We start from the raw sequence: 16,007 nt of genomic DNA on the forward strand, positions 1-16,007 counted from the left end.
TAGTGTTGACTATCCAATTTAAAGAACGTTTATGGTTTGTTCTTATGATTTGCTTATTATTATGTAGCCTTGGAATGGCTTGGCGTTTATGGCTTGAATGGGGGGAGTTTAGTTTAGTTGAACATATGAATCCAACAGTTTATGTTGGATATCCAATTATTATCTCTCTCATCATTACAGGGTTTTATAGCATTATTAGTTCTGTGTATGGAAAAAAGACAAAGTTTGAGAGCTAATAAAGCGTAAATTATTAAGCTCGCTTATTCAACAAAAAGGAGCGATACTTAACCAACACATGTTTCCTTGTTCGACTAACGGAGGAGGTTACTATGATGGACCTTTGTTTAGTTGATTAGTTAATTGGGAAAGGAGCTTATTTATTATGAATACTAAAAAATTAGATTTGTTAATACTACTATCATTGTTAATCGGTTTTCCGTTGTGCATAACGTCAACCTTTGTAGAGGTACCTACTGTAATACTTTTTATTATTTTACCAATAGGTATTCTTTTAAGTTTAATTGGAATTACAGCTTCTATCCTTCGATTACAGGCACATTAAATTGGTTTCCTTGTTCAAGTAACGGGAGATTTAGCACAGTAACCACCTTTTCATTAATCAGCCCTTTAAACACATGATAGATGTAATCATTTGGTTTTTAAAGAAAAGAGTATAGTAGACGAAAGTATGTTGATAGATAATAGTGTAGCTAGGATGTGAAAACCGTGTACAAAAGATATTCTGAAATTCTTCTGAGAACCTTAGTACTAAGCGTCATGAGTACGCTCTTTGTGGCTTGTAATCAAGCCGAACAAGGTGATAAAACCGGTCAAGAAGAAGAACGTGTAAATCAAACTGAAGATAATCTATCTGATGAGATTGACCAATCTTACTTCGAAATAGCAGATGTTCCTCTTTTTAGTTATAGAGATTCTAATAGTGGTTTGTATGGATATATTAACCTTGATGGTGAAGTAATCATTCCCCCTCAATTTGATCAAGCCTTTGATTTTGTAGAAGGTTTCGGTCTAGTTACTGTGGTGATTGATGGAATGATTAGTAGTGGCTTTATTGATGAAAAAGGGGAGTATATCATAGGACCGCGCTTTGTAGAGGCTAGTGAATTTTCAGAAGGGTTAGCAGCAGTAAGTACAGACCAAATGATAGGCTACATTAACAAGCAGGGGGAGATAGTACTTAGCTTTAACATTGATCAATTTGATCGTGTTTTCCCATTTTCAGAAGGTATGGCGATGGTAGGTAAATGGGGTAGTGAAGATGATTGGTATATGAGTAAAGGTTTTATCAATCGGGATGGTGATGTTGTTATCGAACCCCAATTTCGAAGTGCTGCCGATTTTTCCGCAGGGTTATCTCTTGTGTCTGATGGTGAGAAGGGGTTTTTAATTGACAAACAAGGTACGATCATTAATGAAGGACCAAGGGATAGGATGTGTCTTTATTCTGAGGGAATTGCATGTGAAAAGGATGAAAATGAAAGATGGGGATTTATCAACCTTTCGGGTGAAATCGTTATTGATCACCAGTTTGAGAGAGTGGGGGAATTCTCTCAAGGTTTAGCCCCTGTTAAACTAAACAGCTTATTGGGTTTTATCAATATGGATGGAGAAATGGTCATAGAACCACGCTATGAAATGGCAAGTAGCTTTTCGGAAGGACTAGCATGGGTGAGTGTCGATGAAAAATGGGGCGCGATTGATAGAAACGGAAATATAGTTATTGAGGAGTACTATGAATTTGCTGATAGCTTTAATGGCGGTCTTGCAAGGGTCTTTAATGAGGGGAAAGAACAGTTCGTTAACCAAAAGGGGGAAGTTGTCTTTATTGCGGAGTAAAATAAAGGATGAAATATTCCACTAACGGAAGCAATAGTGTAACAGGGCGATTGCTGTTGTCGCACTAACGGAGGAGGTTAATTTAATATGAGCGAAAAAACAAATGGTTTGTAAACAGCACATTCTATAATTAGAATGTGCTGTTCTTTGTGTCAAGTTCCCTTTACAGTAAAGTCCCCTTTACATTATAATTGCGTATAGAGAGGATTGTTTATATATGAAAAACCGAATGAAACAATTAAGGCAAGATAATGGAATATCACAGGAGCGAATGGCAGAAATGTTAGGGGTGTCTCGGCAAACAATTATTTCAATTGAAAAAGGACGTTACAATCCTTCATTACCACTTGCTATTCAAATTGCTCGTTGTTTTAACACGATTGTAGAAGAAGTGTTTCTTTTAGAAGATGAAGAGTAACTTACCAAAACTAAGTTGGAGGTTTTTTTATGATGAGTGATAAAGTAGGAAGAAGCTTTTTCTTAATATGTGGCTTTCTAATGTTATTTTATAGCCTGTTAATAGGTTTCTCCACTATATACACTGGGGATTTCTTTGTAGGACATGAACTTGTTTTCTTGGGTTCAACAGTTATGGCTTTTTGTCTATCATATCTATACCCGCAGTTTAAGGAAGGAGATGAACGTTCAAAAAAAATTAGAGAAAGAGGCATGTTTTTTAGTTATTTTTTTATTTTGGGTTATATGATTATTCTCATGCCACTTTTACAATTTGAAATCATCAACTTAAATGGATATCAGACAGTTAGTTTGTTAACAGCATTAACGATGATAACAGTATTCAGTTCATTTGTTATATTGTCAAAACGTTACTAACGAATTGTTTACTGTGGTGCTAACGAAGCAGGTTTGTGGAAGAAGATAATAAGTGGATGTGAGGATTCCTATGATAAAAATAATTGATATTAGTAATAGAAAACACGCTGAGGATGTTTTAAATGTTCAACTACCGTCATATAAGGTAGAGGCAGAAATAATTGGTTCCTATGAAATACCTCCATTAAAGGATACAGTTTATACTATGCAACATTGCGAAGAAACTTTCATTGGGTATTATGAAAATGAACAATTATGCGGAGCGATTTCTATTAAAGTAGTTGACGAAGAAGTTGATATTCATAGGTTAATCGTGCATCCAAACCATTTTAGAAAAGGAATTGCACAGATGCTATTAAATTTCATTGAAAGTACGTTCAAGGTTGAAACGATAAAAGTATCAACAGGTTCTAAAAATGCACCAGCTATTAGTTTTTATAAAAAGAATGGATTTATAAATATTAAAGAAATCATGGTGAAAGAACAATTATCCATAACCCTTTTTGAAAAGAAATTATAATCTTTAATTGAAGTAACTGGTGCTTGAGCGAAAGAGTAGGAGCTGTTGTAACGGCAGCTCCTTTGGCTTATTGCGCTAACGGAGCAGAATAGCACAATAGTAAAAATGGTAAATATCTGTGAAATATACTTAAATTTATGTTAATGTGTAGGCAGGAATGACTCCTTACAATTATAAATATTAAGGAGACGATATAATGGAAATTATTATTATGTTTATTATGTTTTACTTTGTTTTGATTTTGGCTTTTATTGTGTTCTTTAAAAATCGAGTAGGACCTAATAAAAGAAAAATTGAAGACCTACAAGCGAAAGTCGCTAAATTAGAGAAAGAAAACGAGGAATTAAAGCAAAAATGAGAAAGAGCGGTGCAAAATGCATCGCTTTCCTTGTTCTACTAAAGGAGCAGAAGAGTTGAAGAACCTTCAAGCCAATGTATACCTTCATTATTTTGAAAATGAGAATTTAGATTTTATAATTATATATAAGATAATCGACAGTGCCAGGTTGAATGAATGGAGGGCGAAGAAATGGATAAGTAAGGGATAGATAATATTAATCTAATATATGGGAGTTGAAAAATTTATGCCTGTAAAAAATATTTTAAATGACATAATTAAGGAACTAAACGGGTTACCTGGCATTGTAGGGGTAGTTTTAGGAGGCTCAAGAGCAAGAGGCACTAATCATGCAACTTCTGATATTGACATTGGAATATACTATGATGAATCGGCAGGTTTTAATGTCAACGATGTTAGCGGGGTTGCTACCAAGATGGATGATGAACATAGAGAGAGTCTAGTTACATCTTTAGGCAAATGGGGTTCTTGGATAAACGGTGGTGGATGGATTGTTGTTCAAGGTTATCATGTTGATTTAATATTTCGTGATGTCAATAGAGTAGAACAAGTCATTGATGAATGCTTGTTAGGTAACGTTTCAACTCATTACCATACTGGACATCCACATGCATATTTGAATGTTATGTATTTGGGTGAAGTCTCCCTCTGCAAAATACTGGATGATAAATCGAATCGAATTGCCAAACTAAAATCCAAAACCATGCCATATCCAAAACCTTTAAAAGATGCAATAATTGGCTACTTTATGTTCGAAGCATCCTTTTCTTTAATGTTTGCTAAAGACAATGTTGATAAAGATGATATTTCGTATGTTACAGGTCATTGTTATCGAACCATCTCATGTCTAAATCAAGTTTTATTTGCTATGAATGAAGAATATTGTATCAATGAGAAAAAAGCAGTTCGAATGATTGACGGGTTTGATACAAAGCCACTGAGCTACAAGAAAAGAATAGATAAAATTATCACATTACTTTCTCCAAGCATAGATAGCACAAGACAAGGGCTAGAAATACTTGAAGAACTTATTTCTGAAACGGATATTTTATTAAACAAATAGTTAAGACAAAAAAGTGTATGGAAATCTTATTTCCTGCACTTTTTTATATTTCTTTTCTATATTGTGAAAAAGTGTACTTAAAGTAACGCGAGCGAACTTTAAGAGGGTATCGCTTGTCTTATTGCGCTAACGGGGAGGATTGTGGAAGAAGTACTTACATAATGAAAAGGGGGAGTTAAATATGGATACCAGTGGGATTATATACGCTGCAGCAACAGAGATTCCAGAAAGTAAATGGGATATCAAATTAATACCAGAAGTAGGGACTTTGAGAAAGCTCTTTATAAATGGTTCGTTTAAGGAATGTTTATCGTGAGGGGGTGAAAACTGAAAATATTCATTTTCCTGGTGTATTGGAGTACCCGATCTGATAATAAGCGGACAAATTTCCCTTATTTAGTAATTAGCACTAAAAATAAGTTAAAATAGACGGAGATATTCCACCTATTGACTCAGAAGATCTGAAATTGGATAAGTTTTCTTTGACAAGCCTTCTTAGTTAATGGAGGTGGGAGATGAGTCTATCTTTTAAATCTAAGAGAACTTCTTTTAGATAACGATAGATCAGCAGCTCTTTTTCTTATTGAATTAAAGCGCAGCATTCCTGCAATAGAAGCCGGAAAGCTATTTCTTTATTTTATGCACAAGCAAAAGGAAAATAATGTTAAAGTTGAATTGAGTCAATGATATTAATGTTAAACAAAAGGAGAAGGTTCATTTAAAAAGTATGATACACAGGATATTGGAGGGTTGAATAATTGAGGTGGATATTTTCTATTCCATTAATTCTTTTTGGAGCATTTCTGTTCTCATTATCAATCAATAGTATTGGCGAGATAGGAAATATAATCCTGAAAATTGGTGGGTTTGGATTTTTATTAGTTGGCGCTATAGTCGGTAGAAGGAAAAAAGAACAACAATCACAATCACCTTTATAAAATAATGGGTAGTGTTTCTGCAACAGCAGCAGGGACGCTTCTTTCTAATACAAAGGGGGAATTTATATGGTTATTATTTTATTTGTTTTAAGCATAGTCATGTTAATTGTGAGTTTTATGGCACAGGCCTTTACATTGCTTTCTATAATGATTTCGTTTTTATTATTCACTTCAGCAGTAGTTCTAGCAATGTTTCGCTACTTTAGAAAGAAAAATGCAATTAGTAATAATTAAACTCTTTCTTGTTCTAACGGGGTCATTAATGAAAACCGAGACTATGTTTAGAACTGAATGGGGGTTATGATGGGGAATTTTGGTATGTATGTATTAGCTTTAATTGTTTTGACATGTATAGTTTTTATGATTGGTGCAACTCTTCTAGGTGGGTCTAGTAGTCCCTATACTGATTTTATATTAACATTCATTGCAGTATATTTAGTAACTTCAAAATTAAAAATAAAAAAAGAATGAAAGTAGTTAAAGAGAAAAAGTTTCCTCAACTAACGGGAGCAGATTACTTCAACAAGGTATTTGGTTTTTTATGGTTAAATGTATGGTAAAGGAGGCGGTTTTCCATTAAAGAATTTAAGTTAAGTTTGCTGTTTGTGATAACGCTTTTGCTAATAGTTGGTTGTTCTGAAAGTTCCTCAAATATTAAAGATGAAATCACCCATTTTTCAACTCAAGAAGAAACGTTAGAACATTTTATTGAAAATGAAAATATAAGAGGGAACATTGACTTGGTTACAACAACAAAGAACGAACTCCTATTAGTTACACAGTGGAGAGAGAATATTTATTTCGTCGGTGAATTAAAGGCGGATGATGATGGATTTTATGCTTTCAAAATATCTGCAAGTGTTCATATGGAGATAGGTGCTGCCTGGGAACTAATCACAATGGATGGTAACGAATATACTATCTTTTTCGAAAAGACTAATGAAAAACCAAACTTCATCGAGTTGTCCAACGAAGAATACTTTATCTCAATTGTAGAGGGTCATACATTGAATAAAAACTCGATAAATGTAACAAATGGAATAAAAGAGGTAGATACTATAAAAGAGTAATTAAGCTAACGGAAGGGTTTTTGCAATAGAGCAGGAACGCTTGTTACTTTAATACTGACAAGTTGTGGTTATCTGAGTACGTTAAGAATACATATTAACTAGACCATTCAATTAGGGGGATGATTTAGTTTGTTAAAGAGCAAATTGATTTCAATCGCATTCATGGTAACCTTAACTATCATAGGGGTCACTTACCTTTTTATTAATTTAGATGAAGCAGCAATTGCGAATAGCGGAGAAGTTAAAGAAGTTGACTTAGTAATGTATTTGTTTAACCCAGAAATTATTAAAGCCATAAAACAGCAATATGATCTAGAAGAAGATAGTTCGATTGGGTACGGTGTGGAAAACATTAAGATTGCAGAATTTGTAGAATCAGATTTTGCCGGTTATCATGTTTTAGTCGATGTAGAAGGGTTTTATCAAGATAGCAACGAAAGTAAGTTGAAAACGGAAATGAGGGATTCATTAAAATTCTCTGTAACTATTGATGAAAAGATAAGTATGGAACTTATTGAATATTCATCGAATGGGTGGGAATAAGTAGTTTTTGCTTGAAATCCTACTTGAAGTAACCGGAGCGATTGCTTAATAAAGGGTAATCGCTCTTTCTTTTTGAAGTAAAGGGTAGAATACTTGAATAGTCTGTACGGGGGTGGAGTGCCTGATGTTCAATTTTACATTATTACTTGCAGTTTTAGGAATATGGTTCCTATTTGAGAAAATTATAAAGAGAAAGTTTCAAATGGAGGACGATAAGATTTCAGAAACCAATAGAGGTTATGAGATTTACGTGTATGGTAATTGGACCATTGCAATACTTGTAATTGCTTACTTTTTCATTATATTAAATTGGTGGTCGGACTATTTTAATAGTTGGTTGTCTGTCTTTATAATTGTTACAATTGTGTATGGTTTTGAAGCATTAATGAAACGTATATACCTTAATCACTCTAAGCGTATCTTGTTCCACTTATTTTTTTAATACCTTGGTATCTATCTATCCTGTTATATTCTATATTTTTATAAAATAAATAAAGTTAGTTCAAAGTTGTTGTCACTTATCATATTCAAGGAATGGGTAGCAATAGCTAAACAAGGGGCTGTTGAATGAGGCAGCTCCTGTTGCATTATAGAAGCAGGAAAACGGAAGAAGGAGTTAACTTTTTTACCGCATTGATATAGATGTTACGATTAATATTAATAAGTTAGGGGGGATGAAATGTTCAAAAATATACTTTATATCTATTTAGTTTTTATATGTTTGTTAATGATAGGGTGCTCAACGGATAATGTTTCACAAGAGCAAGAAGAGGTCATTGAACGGATTTCCTCTTATGAAAATAAGGAAGTAAATGTAGAGGATTTGGTAACTTACTCTGATGGAGAAAGAACTGTATTTCTACTTAAGTCTGCCAATAACATTCATGCTTATGTCTCAGTGAACGGAACGGTATTTTCGGGTTCTATTTACAAATTGGAGGAAATAGAAGAAGAAGAGGTCATTTGGTCATACAGAATGGAACCAGAAGATGAATTATATTATTTAAATGGAATATTTCCAAAAGAAAGAGAATATCCACTAACTGTTAATGAAGATCTGTTACATGCTGGGTACCTCCCATTTGAAAATTTCATTTATTTCATTCAATTTTATGATGATGACATAAAACCAGTAATTATCGAAGACCTCTAAGTTTGTGAAGGGTTGTACTTAAACAAACGGGTGCGATGCTGTAACAAGGCATCGCTTTCCTTATTCCGCTAACGAGGCAATTTTATCGGAGAAGTTTATTGGGTTTTTTTGGTATCAGCAAAGAGGGTTATTCGATCAACCAAGTATTTAGATCGCTTGTAGTTTTATTAAATAATAAATGGGGGGATATAGGTGTTTATAATTTTTTTACCGATTTTCGTTGAGTTGATTTTAATTTTAGTCGGAATGTTTTTAATAACATTAGGGACATGGGAACTTAGGTTAGGTGAAAATAGAAGATTATTTATCACATTTATACTAAGTGGTGTATTTTTCATAGTGTTAAGTCAAAAATTCTTAGAAATTATGGGTATACTTACTGTTTTTAGTTAGGAGCTGATTTAGATAACATATAAAAATATATATGACCACTATAAGCAGAATAAAAGGGTTCGGGGGTGAAAGAAGTGGAATCTAAAATAGAAAAGGGGAAGGCTTTTTCTATTATTAAGATTGTCATTTCTATGAAGTACCATTTAATATAGCTTCAAAAATAGAAGTTGATGTAATGAATAATAAAAAAGAAATTGAGTTTGTATTACAGAGGTTTAATCAAAATATAATAGATTTTCTCCTATTGCTCCGCAATCCCAAAACATCTGTAAATATTGCACTAATGGATAGAAATAATAAAAAATGGTACAAGCAATAGATGCCTGGTCGCTCCGTAGGAAGTTTCATAATACATATACTGATAAGACTCAAGAAAAAATGGTTGCAACAGAAGTGAATAATATTAAATTATTAAATAAAAAATTAGAGTTTGAAACTGATGGTCAAACTTATCTTATCTCAAAGGATTCATTTGATAAAAGAACAACACTTTCAAAAGGTGACGAGGAAATAATTTGGGTGGAACATGACCGGGCGTTAGGTCCGAAAACAAACTATATAAAGGTTCTAAGGGAAGATTTAGATATTAAATTAGCATTATGTATCTTACATGCTTTTGAGATAGGTGTTTAATTTCTTCTTAAACGAGTGCATTCCTTCAACAAGGGATGCTTTTTCATATGTAAAAAAAAGGGAAATTAATGTTAAAGTAAAGGAGCAAGAGAGCTCAAAAAAATTTATCAATATCAAATATTGTTTCACTTGGAGGGGTTATTTGAGTATAGATTTTGACAGCTTGGTTCCATTTTTTATTATGTGGGGAATCCCTATCTTTATGGTGATTAGAACCTATTTAAAGATGAATGTCGATGATAGAAAATCTGCAAAAAGTGATTTTAAAACACCTCGTTTTATTTTCACAATAGGGTTTACGATTGTTGGTATCTTTATAGCTCAGATTGGTAGTATTCTAAGAACAGAAATAGTAAATACGATTGGAATAATAATACTTGCAATCGGTGGTATGGTATCAGTAGTTGATACGTGGAGAAAGAACAGATTTAGAAGTATATTAATTTCTCTTCTAATTATGTTTGCCATCTATTTCTTGTATGGATAAGAAATGTAAAGTGGTTATTAACTTGCTTATGTCACGAATGGGCAGGTTAATGAATAATTGCTTGTTGGAGGGTAAAAGTATACCTAAATACAAGTTTAGGGTGATGTAAATTGAAGAAAAGCATTCTTCTTGTAATGCTCGTTTTTAGTATCTTAATCTTTGATGCAAACAGTGAAACAGCATCGGCAACTACAAACAATGAGACTCGACCTTTTGAGGAAATATATCCTGAAATTGGATATAAAACGGTTGAAGAAGCTGTAAAAGAATTTGAGCAGCATTTTAAACAAGACTTAAAACTCCCTCTTAGACTCCCTCCTTTAACCTTTACACATCATTTCGGCAGGTTTAATGATGCAGATGGTGAAATAAACGATTCTCTTGAATTGGAGTTTATTAGTGATATATCATCGGAAAATCATTATTTTATCTTTGTTCGACCTATTGAGCATAGAATTCAAATCAAAGATAAACGTATTGTTAAAATATTTAAACTAAAGAATGGAAATAAAGCAAAATTTATTAACGTTTCGGAATCAATCGAAGCCCTTGTCTTTGAAAGAGATAATTGGCAATACATGCTTAGTATTCCTAAAGGAGTTTCTGAAAAGGTTACTCCTGAAGCATTAGTTAAAATAGCTAATTCAATTGATTATCCAACTGAAAAGAAAAATCCACTAGAATAACAATATAGTTCAATTTTATATTGTGAATGATTACACTTAAAGTAACTGCGTTTCTGCAACAGCATCAGGTACGCTCTTTTAGTTTAAGAAGAGGAAGGTAATTTATCATAAAAATAGAAATTTATATAAAACCTTTATGAAGGGACTAAATTTTTTGACAAAGACATAAGAGACGTGGAGATCATGATATGGCCAAAATAAATCTAATGAAAAAAGATGACATTCAAATGGTAGCTGAATTTATTTCAGAGTTAAACAAAATGGAACATTCACATATTGGGTATTGTGGCAAAGATCGTTTTGAAATAGCTCACTCGTTAAATGACGATCTTACAGATATTCCTTACGATAAGAGCTTTGTGACGGTGTATGAAAAAGAAGAGTTGATTGGTGTTTTAGGGTTCGATGCTGATCTAATGAGCGATAGTGCTGAAATATGGGGACCTTTTGTTAAAGACAATAAATGGGATATTGTGAATAGTATGTGGGAGGCAATGTATGAATTACTTCCAGCAGAAATAAATTCAATTAGTATGTTTCCAAATAGTAAAAATCGCAAAGTAAGCCAGCTAGCTACTAATCTTTCGTTTAGTAAACATAGTGACCAAACCATATTGACATTCAGCCGAAATAGAAAAGACGAATTAGAAGAGGTTCCTATTGTAGAAATAAGAGAAGAGTATTTTGAAGAAATGATAAAGTTGCATGAGGAATCTTTTCCTGGTACCTATTATAATGGGCAGCAAATAATTGAGCGACTAAATGAGAATAATAAAGTGTTTATAATAGCAAACGATAATTTGAGTGGTTATGTTTATGTAGAGGCAGAACCAGCCTATGGAGAAGCAAGTATTGAATTCTTTGCTGTAAAAGAAAGTGAGCGAGGAAAAGGGATTGGGTATCAATTATTAACTGTTGCGTTAACATGGCTTTTTGCTATCGGGAGCATTCAGTCTATAACTCTTTGTGTCAATTCTAGTAATCAAAATGCTATTAATTTATATAAGAAAGTTGGATTTCAACATATTCATGATTTATCTTTTTTCACTAAACAAATAGGCATAAACTGAACATAACTTCTAATCGTTTCTGTAATGGAACGCTCTAGCCTTTGGTAACAAAAAACACCGCGAAACACGGTGCTTTTTGTTATGCAATTTTATAATCAGTTTGTAATTTGAATTTTTGTGATGGGTAAACGAATCCGTGATTCACTTTAAGGAGTACTTATGGTTTATTTCAAGAATGAACGGAGCATCCAGTTGTGTTTTTCTAGTGATTGATGGATGGCCAGTAACATGTCTGCTGTTGTTTCATCGCCTAATGAATCAGCTGCCTCCATGCCTTCTTTTAACTCCTCAATTAATGTATCAAAATCATCAACTAATTCTCCTACCATTGACTCAGCATCTTGGTTTCCACTCGCTTCTTTCACAGATGCGGTTTCTAGAAACTCTTTCATTGTTGCAACAGGATGTCCTTTAAGGGCAAGAAGTCGCTCAGCTAGTTCGTCGATATGTGTAGAGGCTTCATTGTACAATTCTTCAAATTTATCATGTAGGGTAAAGAAGGCTGGTCCTTTCACATACCAATGATAATTGTGAAGCTTGATGAATAGTACACTCCAGTTTGCAATTTGTTTGTTTAAGATTGATGATACTTTTTCTTGACTCATACGATGACCTCCTTTATTGATCTTCACTTTACTATTTCCCATTTCAATCAAATTATAAACCAATTTTTTCTATCAAAAAGTGACAACTTTATGTTGAAAGTCCCCTCCATGTACTTGAGTGAACATCCCTCCAGCAGCTTCGAGCAACTGTGTAGCCTCCTCTATATCCATTGAAGGTCGTAAGTAAAAAAGGTGAAGAGCGGATGTCGTATCTTCGGTAACCATTGTTCTCTTTGAATCAACAATGGGACTGCCAAAAGCTCCTTGTTGATCAGCGCTTACTAGCTTCCCGCTCATGTCATTCACGCGTCCATTTACTCCTTCATACACTTCATTCTCTAAACCTAATCGAATGAGCACATCTCCATGAATATGAGCTAAGTCGTAAATCCCTAATGGAATGACATATTCTAACGAGAAGAATGTATTTAGGTCAACAGCTGAGTGAACAAGTGGGAGAGGTTGTCCTTTTTTTACTCGACGGTAAAGGGCTTCATGAGAAGGACGGTATCTACTAGGGTTCATCTTCAGGTCTTTAAATACTTGACGCCACTCGGCAATCCCTTTAAAATCGGTTACTTCTTTAGAATCTAATTCTACGTTTAATGTTTCTTGAAAAAATTGTAAACGTCCTTTTAACATTTGAGGTGAATCACTAATCACGATATGATTGTAAAGGATTGTCCCAATTTTGAAGCTGGGGATCTTGGATGAGATGGATTCATCAATGAATATATTAACCATGAGTGAGTTTCCTCCTGCCATTTTTTTGTTTTATTGTAGCACAATGGTAGGAAAAGGATGAAGAAAGGTGATCGACCATGTCACTTGCCCAATTAAAGGATGAGCTAATTGCATATAGTAAAACAATAGGAGTTGACAAAATTGGTTTTGCTTCTGCAGACCCATTTTTACAATTAAAAGATCGACTTCTTATTCAACAGGAGCTAGGTTACCAATCTGGATTCGAAGAACCTGATATAGAGAAACGAGTTCAACCAGGAAAGCTAGTAGAAGGGGCAAGAACGATTATTTCTATTGCGCTTGCCTACCCTTCAAAGATGAAAGACCCGCCAAAAAGCACGCGTGAAGATCGCAGAGGGATTTTCTGTCGAGCATCTTGGGGGAAGGATTATCATGATGTGTTGAGAGAAAGGTTGAAAAAAATCGAGGAATTCCTGGAGGAACGCCTACCTGAATCTAGGACCATATCAATGGTTGACACAGGGGAGCTTTCAGATCGGGCTGTAGCAGAGCGCGCAGGGATTGGGTGGAGCGGAAAAAACTGTGCGATCATTACGCCTGAGTTTGGTAGCTATGTGTACTTAGGTGAAGTGGTAACAACGATTCCATTTGAACCGGACACACCGATTACAGAACAATGTGGTACGTGTAATAAATGTGTTGATGCATGCCCAACAGGGGCTTTAATACAGGGAGGGCAATTAGATTCGAATAAGTGTATTGCTTTTTTAACACAAACGAAGAACTTTCTGCCTGATCAATATCGGAAAAAATTAGGGAATCGACTGTACGGTTGTGATACGTGTCAGCAAGTCTGTCCTGAAAACAAAGGGAAGGACTTTCATATCCATCCAGAGATGGAGCCTGATTCAGAAATCGCAAAACCAAAGCTCATTCCATTGCTTACAATGAGCAATCGAGAGTTTAAAGAAAAGTTCGGTCATGTATCTGGTTCGTGGAGAGGGAAGAAACCAATACAGCGGAATGCGATTATTGCTTTGGCCCATTTTAAAGACAAGAAAGCATTGCCTGTCTTAATTGATTTGTTAAAGAAAGATCCAAGGCCCGTTATTAGAGGGACAGCTGCTTGGGCTATTGGTGAAATAGGTAGCTTAGAGGAGCATAATATACTCAATAACGCGAAAAATGCAGAAAAAGACGACGATGTAGTACGAGAAATCGAAAAAGGGCTAAATTTAATCGAAAATAAGCATTGATTATCAAGCGAGTCTTGTATTAGTAATGTAAGATAAGGAAAAGATTGGACATTGGAAGGAAGGGATTATATGACAACGCAATTAATACACTATGTCGATGAAATGAATAGTCCCCTAGGTACTCTTACAATTGTTGCTACTGAAAAAGGCGTTTGTCACATTCATTTTGGCGAGCTAACCAAATGCTCGGTATCATTAAAAGCTTGGCTAAAAAAGCAAGGAAGAAAAGGTGAAGTGATACGCTGTAAAGAAACCCTGCAACCGATTTGTGAACAGTTAGAGGATTATTTTGCGGGGAAAAGAGATCGTTTTGACGTTCCGCTTGATTTATGTGGAACAGAATTTCAGAAAAAAGTTTGGAATACACTACAAGAAATTGAATACGGACAAACGAAGTCCTATAAAGAAATTGCCCAACAAATAGGGGCACCTAAAGCAGTTAGAGCCATTGGTGGAGCCAATAATCAAAACCCCGTTCCGATTATCATTCCGTGCCATCGTGTAATTGGCAGCAATGGAAATATGGTAGGTTACGGCGGCGGGTTAGATAAAAAAGAGCTTCTCTTAAGTTTAGAAGGAGCCATCGAAAAAATATCGTAAGAGAGGATGACATAGTCATTCTTTTTTTTTGCTATTTTTCTTCTTATTTGTAAATGGTGTGATCATTTTGTTTCATTTCGAACAAGCAACAAGGCATAGGTTGGTTATAGAAGAAAGGAGAATGTTTAATGAACAGAAAGGTTATACACCAATTGCATCAATTGATTGAAGGAAGAAATCATCAATTTGTTGAAGAGATAAGAGGGGAAAATGTAGATGAGCTCGTTGAAAAAAAGATCAATATGAATAAAGAAAGAGGAGCGGAAATTGTTCGTGCCTTTGTTGAAGGTGATATTATTCGCACATCACGTGTGGAAGACCATTTATATATCGATTACCATCAACGGTGTGAATATTTAATTAAACTAAAAGACCAAGTTTACCTAGAAGAACAACTAGAATCTAGAAGGGCGACGTTTCTAGATAATCAGCTTATAGAAGACAATGCATTTGAGCCACAGGAGCAAGAGCAGGAAATGAAAATAAATGAACAACAAATTCGTGAGGGAACAAAGATGACTCACAATCGTTCTTACAATCGTCTCGAGGCCGTTCGATATGCTGAACGGTGGTGGGATGACTATAACCCTCAATATCGTAAATTTACGAACAACTGCACCAACTATATCTCACAATGCTTGCATGCTGGCGGGGCCAATATGAACGGGTACCCCAACCGGTCAAGTGGTTGGTGGTTCAGATCGAATAATTGGAGCTATAGTTGGACGGTTGCCCATGCGTTCAGGTGGTATTTAAGTGGAGCCAATGGAGGCTTACGAGGGGAAGAAAAGGAAAGTGCGAGGGAATTAGAGCCAGGTGACGTCATATGTTATGATTTTGACGGCAATGGTAGATGGCAGCATTCGACCATTGTTGTAGATAAAGACGCCAACGGTGAACCACTAGTCAACGCCCAAACAACCAATAGCCGAATGCGCTACTGGAAATACGAAGACTCAACAGCCTGGACCCCCAATATCAAATACAAATTTTTTAGGATTATTGTATAGATTCGGTACCAAAAGGGCGAACTTCCCTTTTGGTACCGAATCGGCGCGATGAGCGGAGCCGCCGTAGAGGGTTTAAGCCTTTTAAGTGGTCTTCTTAAAAGGCGCACGGCGAGTGGAGCCATCGCAAAGGGAGTGAGCACAAGTAAGAAACAAAAGGGCGAACTTCCCTTTTGGTACCGAATCGGCGCGATGAGCGGAGCCGCCGTAGAGGGTTTAAGCCTTTTAA

General features: G+C 35.0%; 22 protein-coding genes and 2 pseudogenes. 22 read left to right on the forward strand and 2 right to left on the reverse strand.

All coding sequences use genetic code 11. The annotated features are described in order from the left end of the window. From LQ50_RS23030 to LQ50_RS23110, 19 genes and pseudogenes are all read left to right on the forward strand, one after another. Positions 1 to 236, forward strand: a pseudogene (locus LQ50_RS23030) (hypothetical protein); the annotation flags it as partial. A gap of 490 nt (positions 237 to 726) precedes the next feature. Beyond that, on the forward strand, positions 727 to 1,857 hold the full coding sequence (locus tag LQ50_RS23035; protein ID WP_034633979.1) for a WG repeat-containing protein: 1,131 nt from the start codon (positions 727 to 729) through the stop codon (positions 1,855 to 1,857). Between the two features lie 217 nt (positions 1,858 to 2,074). Then, complete coding sequence (locus tag LQ50_RS23040; RefSeq protein ID WP_034633981.1) at positions 2,075 to 2,275, forward strand: helix-turn-helix transcriptional regulator; 201 nt, start codon at positions 2,075 to 2,077, stop codon at positions 2,273 to 2,275. A gap of 32 nt (positions 2,276 to 2,307) precedes the next feature. After that, positions 2,308 to 2,691, forward strand: coding sequence for a hypothetical protein (locus LQ50_RS23045; protein ID WP_034634005.1), 384 nt, complete (start codon positions 2,308 to 2,310; stop codon positions 2,689 to 2,691). A gap of 70 nt (positions 2,692 to 2,761) precedes the next feature. Continuing rightward, positions 2,762 to 3,211: a GNAT family N-acetyltransferase gene (locus LQ50_RS23050; RefSeq protein WP_034634007.1), complete on the forward strand. Its 450-nt coding sequence runs from the start codon at positions 2,762 to 2,764 to the stop codon at positions 3,209 to 3,211. Positions 3,212 to 3,407: 196 nt separating this feature from the next. Further along, positions 3,408 to 3,569, forward strand: a complete 162-nt coding sequence (locus LQ50_RS25610) for a hypothetical protein (protein ID WP_161784718.1) — start codon at positions 3,408 to 3,410, stop codon at positions 3,567 to 3,569. Between the two features lie 226 nt (positions 3,570 to 3,795). Further along, the gene (locus LQ50_RS23055; RefSeq protein WP_034633983.1) at positions 3,796 to 4,632 is read left to right on the forward strand and encodes a nucleotidyltransferase domain-containing protein; all 837 of its coding nucleotides are present in this window, start codon (positions 3,796 to 3,798) and stop codon (positions 4,630 to 4,632) included. 181 nt (positions 4,633 to 4,813) lie between these two features. Further along, positions 4,814 to 4,948, forward strand: coding sequence for a hypothetical protein (locus tag LQ50_RS26380; RefSeq protein WP_272913748.1), 135 nt, complete (start codon positions 4,814 to 4,816; stop codon positions 4,946 to 4,948). Between the two features lie 442 nt (positions 4,949 to 5,390). Further along, positions 5,391 to 5,570 (forward strand): LPXTG cell wall anchor domain-containing protein, encoded by a 180-nt coding sequence (locus LQ50_RS23065; RefSeq protein WP_034633985.1) that lies wholly within the window; start codon positions 5,391 to 5,393, stop codon positions 5,568 to 5,570. 66 nt (positions 5,571 to 5,636) lie between these two features. Beyond that, positions 5,637 to 5,804, forward strand: coding sequence for a hypothetical protein (locus LQ50_RS25855; protein ID WP_202595410.1), 168 nt, complete (start codon positions 5,637 to 5,639; stop codon positions 5,802 to 5,804). A gap of 69 nt (positions 5,805 to 5,873) precedes the next feature. Next, complete coding sequence (locus LQ50_RS25860; RefSeq protein ID WP_202595411.1) at positions 5,874 to 6,041, forward strand: hypothetical protein; 168 nt, start codon at positions 5,874 to 5,876, stop codon at positions 6,039 to 6,041. Positions 6,042 to 6,187: 146 nt separating this feature from the next. After that, positions 6,188 to 6,640: a hypothetical protein gene (locus LQ50_RS23070; protein ID WP_152608283.1), complete on the forward strand. Its 453-nt coding sequence runs from the start codon at positions 6,188 to 6,190 to the stop codon at positions 6,638 to 6,640. 129 nt (positions 6,641 to 6,769) lie between these two features. Beyond that, entirely contained in the window at positions 6,770 to 7,183 is a 414-nt protein-coding gene (locus LQ50_RS23075) for a hypothetical protein (protein WP_034633988.1), read from the forward strand. Positions 7,184 to 7,307: 124 nt separating this feature from the next. Further along, the gene (locus LQ50_RS23080; RefSeq protein ID WP_034633989.1) at positions 7,308 to 7,625 is read left to right on the forward strand and encodes a DUF4181 domain-containing protein; all 318 of its coding nucleotides are present in this window, start codon (positions 7,308 to 7,310) and stop codon (positions 7,623 to 7,625) included. A 237-nt stretch (positions 7,626 to 7,862) separates the two neighbouring features. Next, the gene (locus tag LQ50_RS23085) at positions 7,863 to 8,336 is read left to right on the forward strand and encodes a hypothetical protein (protein WP_034633991.1); all 474 of its coding nucleotides are present in this window, start codon (positions 7,863 to 7,865) and stop codon (positions 8,334 to 8,336) included. 568 nt (positions 8,337 to 8,904) lie between these two features. Next, positions 8,905 to 9,362, forward strand: a pseudogene (locus LQ50_RS23095) (tubby C-terminal domain-like protein). Between the two features lie 142 nt (positions 9,363 to 9,504). Next, the gene (locus LQ50_RS23100; RefSeq protein ID WP_034633994.1) at positions 9,505 to 9,849 is read left to right on the forward strand and encodes a hypothetical protein; all 345 of its coding nucleotides are present in this window, start codon (positions 9,505 to 9,507) and stop codon (positions 9,847 to 9,849) included. A 110-nt stretch (positions 9,850 to 9,959) separates the two neighbouring features. Beyond that, positions 9,960 to 10,535 carry a hypothetical protein gene (locus LQ50_RS23105; RefSeq protein ID WP_034633995.1) on the forward strand — a complete coding sequence of 192 codons (576 nt, stop codon included), beginning with the start codon at positions 9,960 to 9,962 and terminating at the stop codon, positions 10,533 to 10,535. Positions 10,536 to 10,723: 188 nt separating this feature from the next. After that, the gene (locus LQ50_RS23110) at positions 10,724 to 11,605 is read left to right on the forward strand and encodes a GNAT family N-acetyltransferase (RefSeq protein ID WP_034633996.1); all 882 of its coding nucleotides are present in this window, start codon (positions 10,724 to 10,726) and stop codon (positions 11,603 to 11,605) included. A gap of 164 nt (positions 11,606 to 11,769) precedes the next feature. On the opposite strand, the gene LQ50_RS23115 is transcribed toward LQ50_RS23110, so the two are convergent. Together LQ50_RS23115 and LQ50_RS23120 are read right to left on the reverse strand one after the other, a co-directional pair. Further along, positions 11,770 to 12,210, reverse strand: a complete 441-nt coding sequence (locus LQ50_RS23115) for a Dps family protein (protein WP_034633998.1) — start codon at positions 12,208 to 12,210, stop codon at positions 11,770 to 11,772. A 72-nt stretch (positions 12,211 to 12,282) separates the two neighbouring features. Next, complete coding sequence (locus LQ50_RS23120) at positions 12,283 to 12,954, reverse strand: B3/B4 domain-containing protein (RefSeq protein WP_034633999.1); 672 nt, start codon at positions 12,952 to 12,954, stop codon at positions 12,283 to 12,285. A 77-nt stretch (positions 12,955 to 13,031) separates the two neighbouring features. Here LQ50_RS23120 and queG point away from each other — a divergent pair, with 77 nt between their 5' ends. The 3 genes from queG (at position 13,032) to LQ50_RS23135 (ending at position 15,781) form a co-directional block, all read left to right on the forward strand. Next, positions 13,032 to 14,171, forward strand: coding sequence for a tRNA epoxyqueuosine(34) reductase QueG (queG, locus tag LQ50_RS23125; protein WP_034634001.1), 1,140 nt, complete (start codon positions 13,032 to 13,034; stop codon positions 14,169 to 14,171). Between the two features lie 69 nt (positions 14,172 to 14,240). After that, the gene (locus LQ50_RS23130) at positions 14,241 to 14,771 is read left to right on the forward strand and encodes a methylated-DNA--[protein]-cysteine S-methyltransferase (protein WP_034634003.1); all 531 of its coding nucleotides are present in this window, start codon (positions 14,241 to 14,243) and stop codon (positions 14,769 to 14,771) included. 128 nt (positions 14,772 to 14,899) lie between these two features. Beyond that, a complete protein-coding gene (locus tag LQ50_RS23135) occupies positions 14,900 to 15,781 on the forward strand; it encodes an amidase domain-containing protein (RefSeq protein WP_034634004.1) in 882 nt (293 codons plus the stop codon). The last annotated feature ends 226 nt before the right edge of the window (positions 15,782 to 16,007 follow it).

It is taken from the genome of Halalkalibacter okhensis, from assembly GCF_000787375.1.
Lineage (GTDB): Bacteria > Bacillota > Bacilli > Bacillales > Bacillaceae_D > Halalkalibacter > Halalkalibacter okhensis.

What these genes read in the sequence shown, in the direction of transcription:
- LQ50_RS23045 (WP_034634005.1), top strand. Translation starts at nt 2,308, where the DNA reads ATGAGTGATAAAGTAGGAAGAAGCTTTTTCTTAATATGTGGCTTTCTA.
- LQ50_RS23085 (WP_034633991.1), top strand. Translation starts at nt 7,863, where the DNA reads ATGTTCAAAAATATACTTTATATCTATTTAGTTTTTATATGTTTGTTA.
- LQ50_RS23080 (WP_034633989.1), top strand. Translation starts at nt 7,308, where the DNA reads ATGTTCAATTTTACATTATTACTTGCAGTTTTAGGAATATGGTTCCTA.
- queG (WP_034634001.1), top strand. Translation starts at nt 13,032, where the DNA reads ATGTCACTTGCCCAATTAAAGGATGAGCTAATTGCATATAGTAAAACA.
- LQ50_RS23130 (WP_034634003.1), top strand. Translation starts at nt 14,241, where the DNA reads ATGACAACGCAATTAATACACTATGTCGATGAAATGAATAGTCCCCTA.
- LQ50_RS25860 (WP_202595411.1), top strand. Translation starts at nt 5,874, where the DNA reads ATGGGGAATTTTGGTATGTATGTATTAGCTTTAATTGTTTTGACATGT.
- LQ50_RS23135 (WP_034634004.1), top strand. Translation starts at nt 14,900, where the DNA reads ATGAACAGAAAGGTTATACACCAATTGCATCAATTGATTGAAGGAAGA.
- LQ50_RS25855 (WP_202595410.1), top strand. Translation starts at nt 5,637, where the DNA reads ATGGTTATTATTTTATTTGTTTTAAGCATAGTCATGTTAATTGTGAGT.
- LQ50_RS23050 (WP_034634007.1), top strand. Translation starts at nt 2,762, where the DNA reads ATGATAAAAATAATTGATATTAGTAATAGAAAACACGCTGAGGATGTT.
- LQ50_RS23115 (WP_034633998.1), bottom strand. Translation starts at nt 12,210, where the DNA reads ATGAGTCAAGAAAAAGTATCATCAATCTTAAACAAACAAATTGCAAAC.
- LQ50_RS26380 (WP_272913748.1), top strand. Translation starts at nt 4,814, where the DNA reads ATGGATACCAGTGGGATTATATACGCTGCAGCAACAGAGATTCCAGAA.
- LQ50_RS23055 (WP_034633983.1), top strand. Translation starts at nt 3,796, where the DNA reads ATGCCTGTAAAAAATATTTTAAATGACATAATTAAGGAACTAAACGGG.
- LQ50_RS23120 (WP_034633999.1), bottom strand. Translation starts at nt 12,954, where the DNA reads ATGGTTAATATATTCATTGATGAATCCATCTCATCCAAGATCCCCAGC.
- LQ50_RS25610 (WP_161784718.1), top strand. Translation starts at nt 3,408, where the DNA reads ATGGAAATTATTATTATGTTTATTATGTTTTACTTTGTTTTGATTTTG.
- LQ50_RS23110 (WP_034633996.1), top strand. Translation starts at nt 10,724, where the DNA reads ATGGCCAAAATAAATCTAATGAAAAAAGATGACATTCAAATGGTAGCT.
- LQ50_RS23040 (WP_034633981.1), top strand. Translation starts at nt 2,075, where the DNA reads ATGAAAAACCGAATGAAACAATTAAGGCAAGATAATGGAATATCACAG.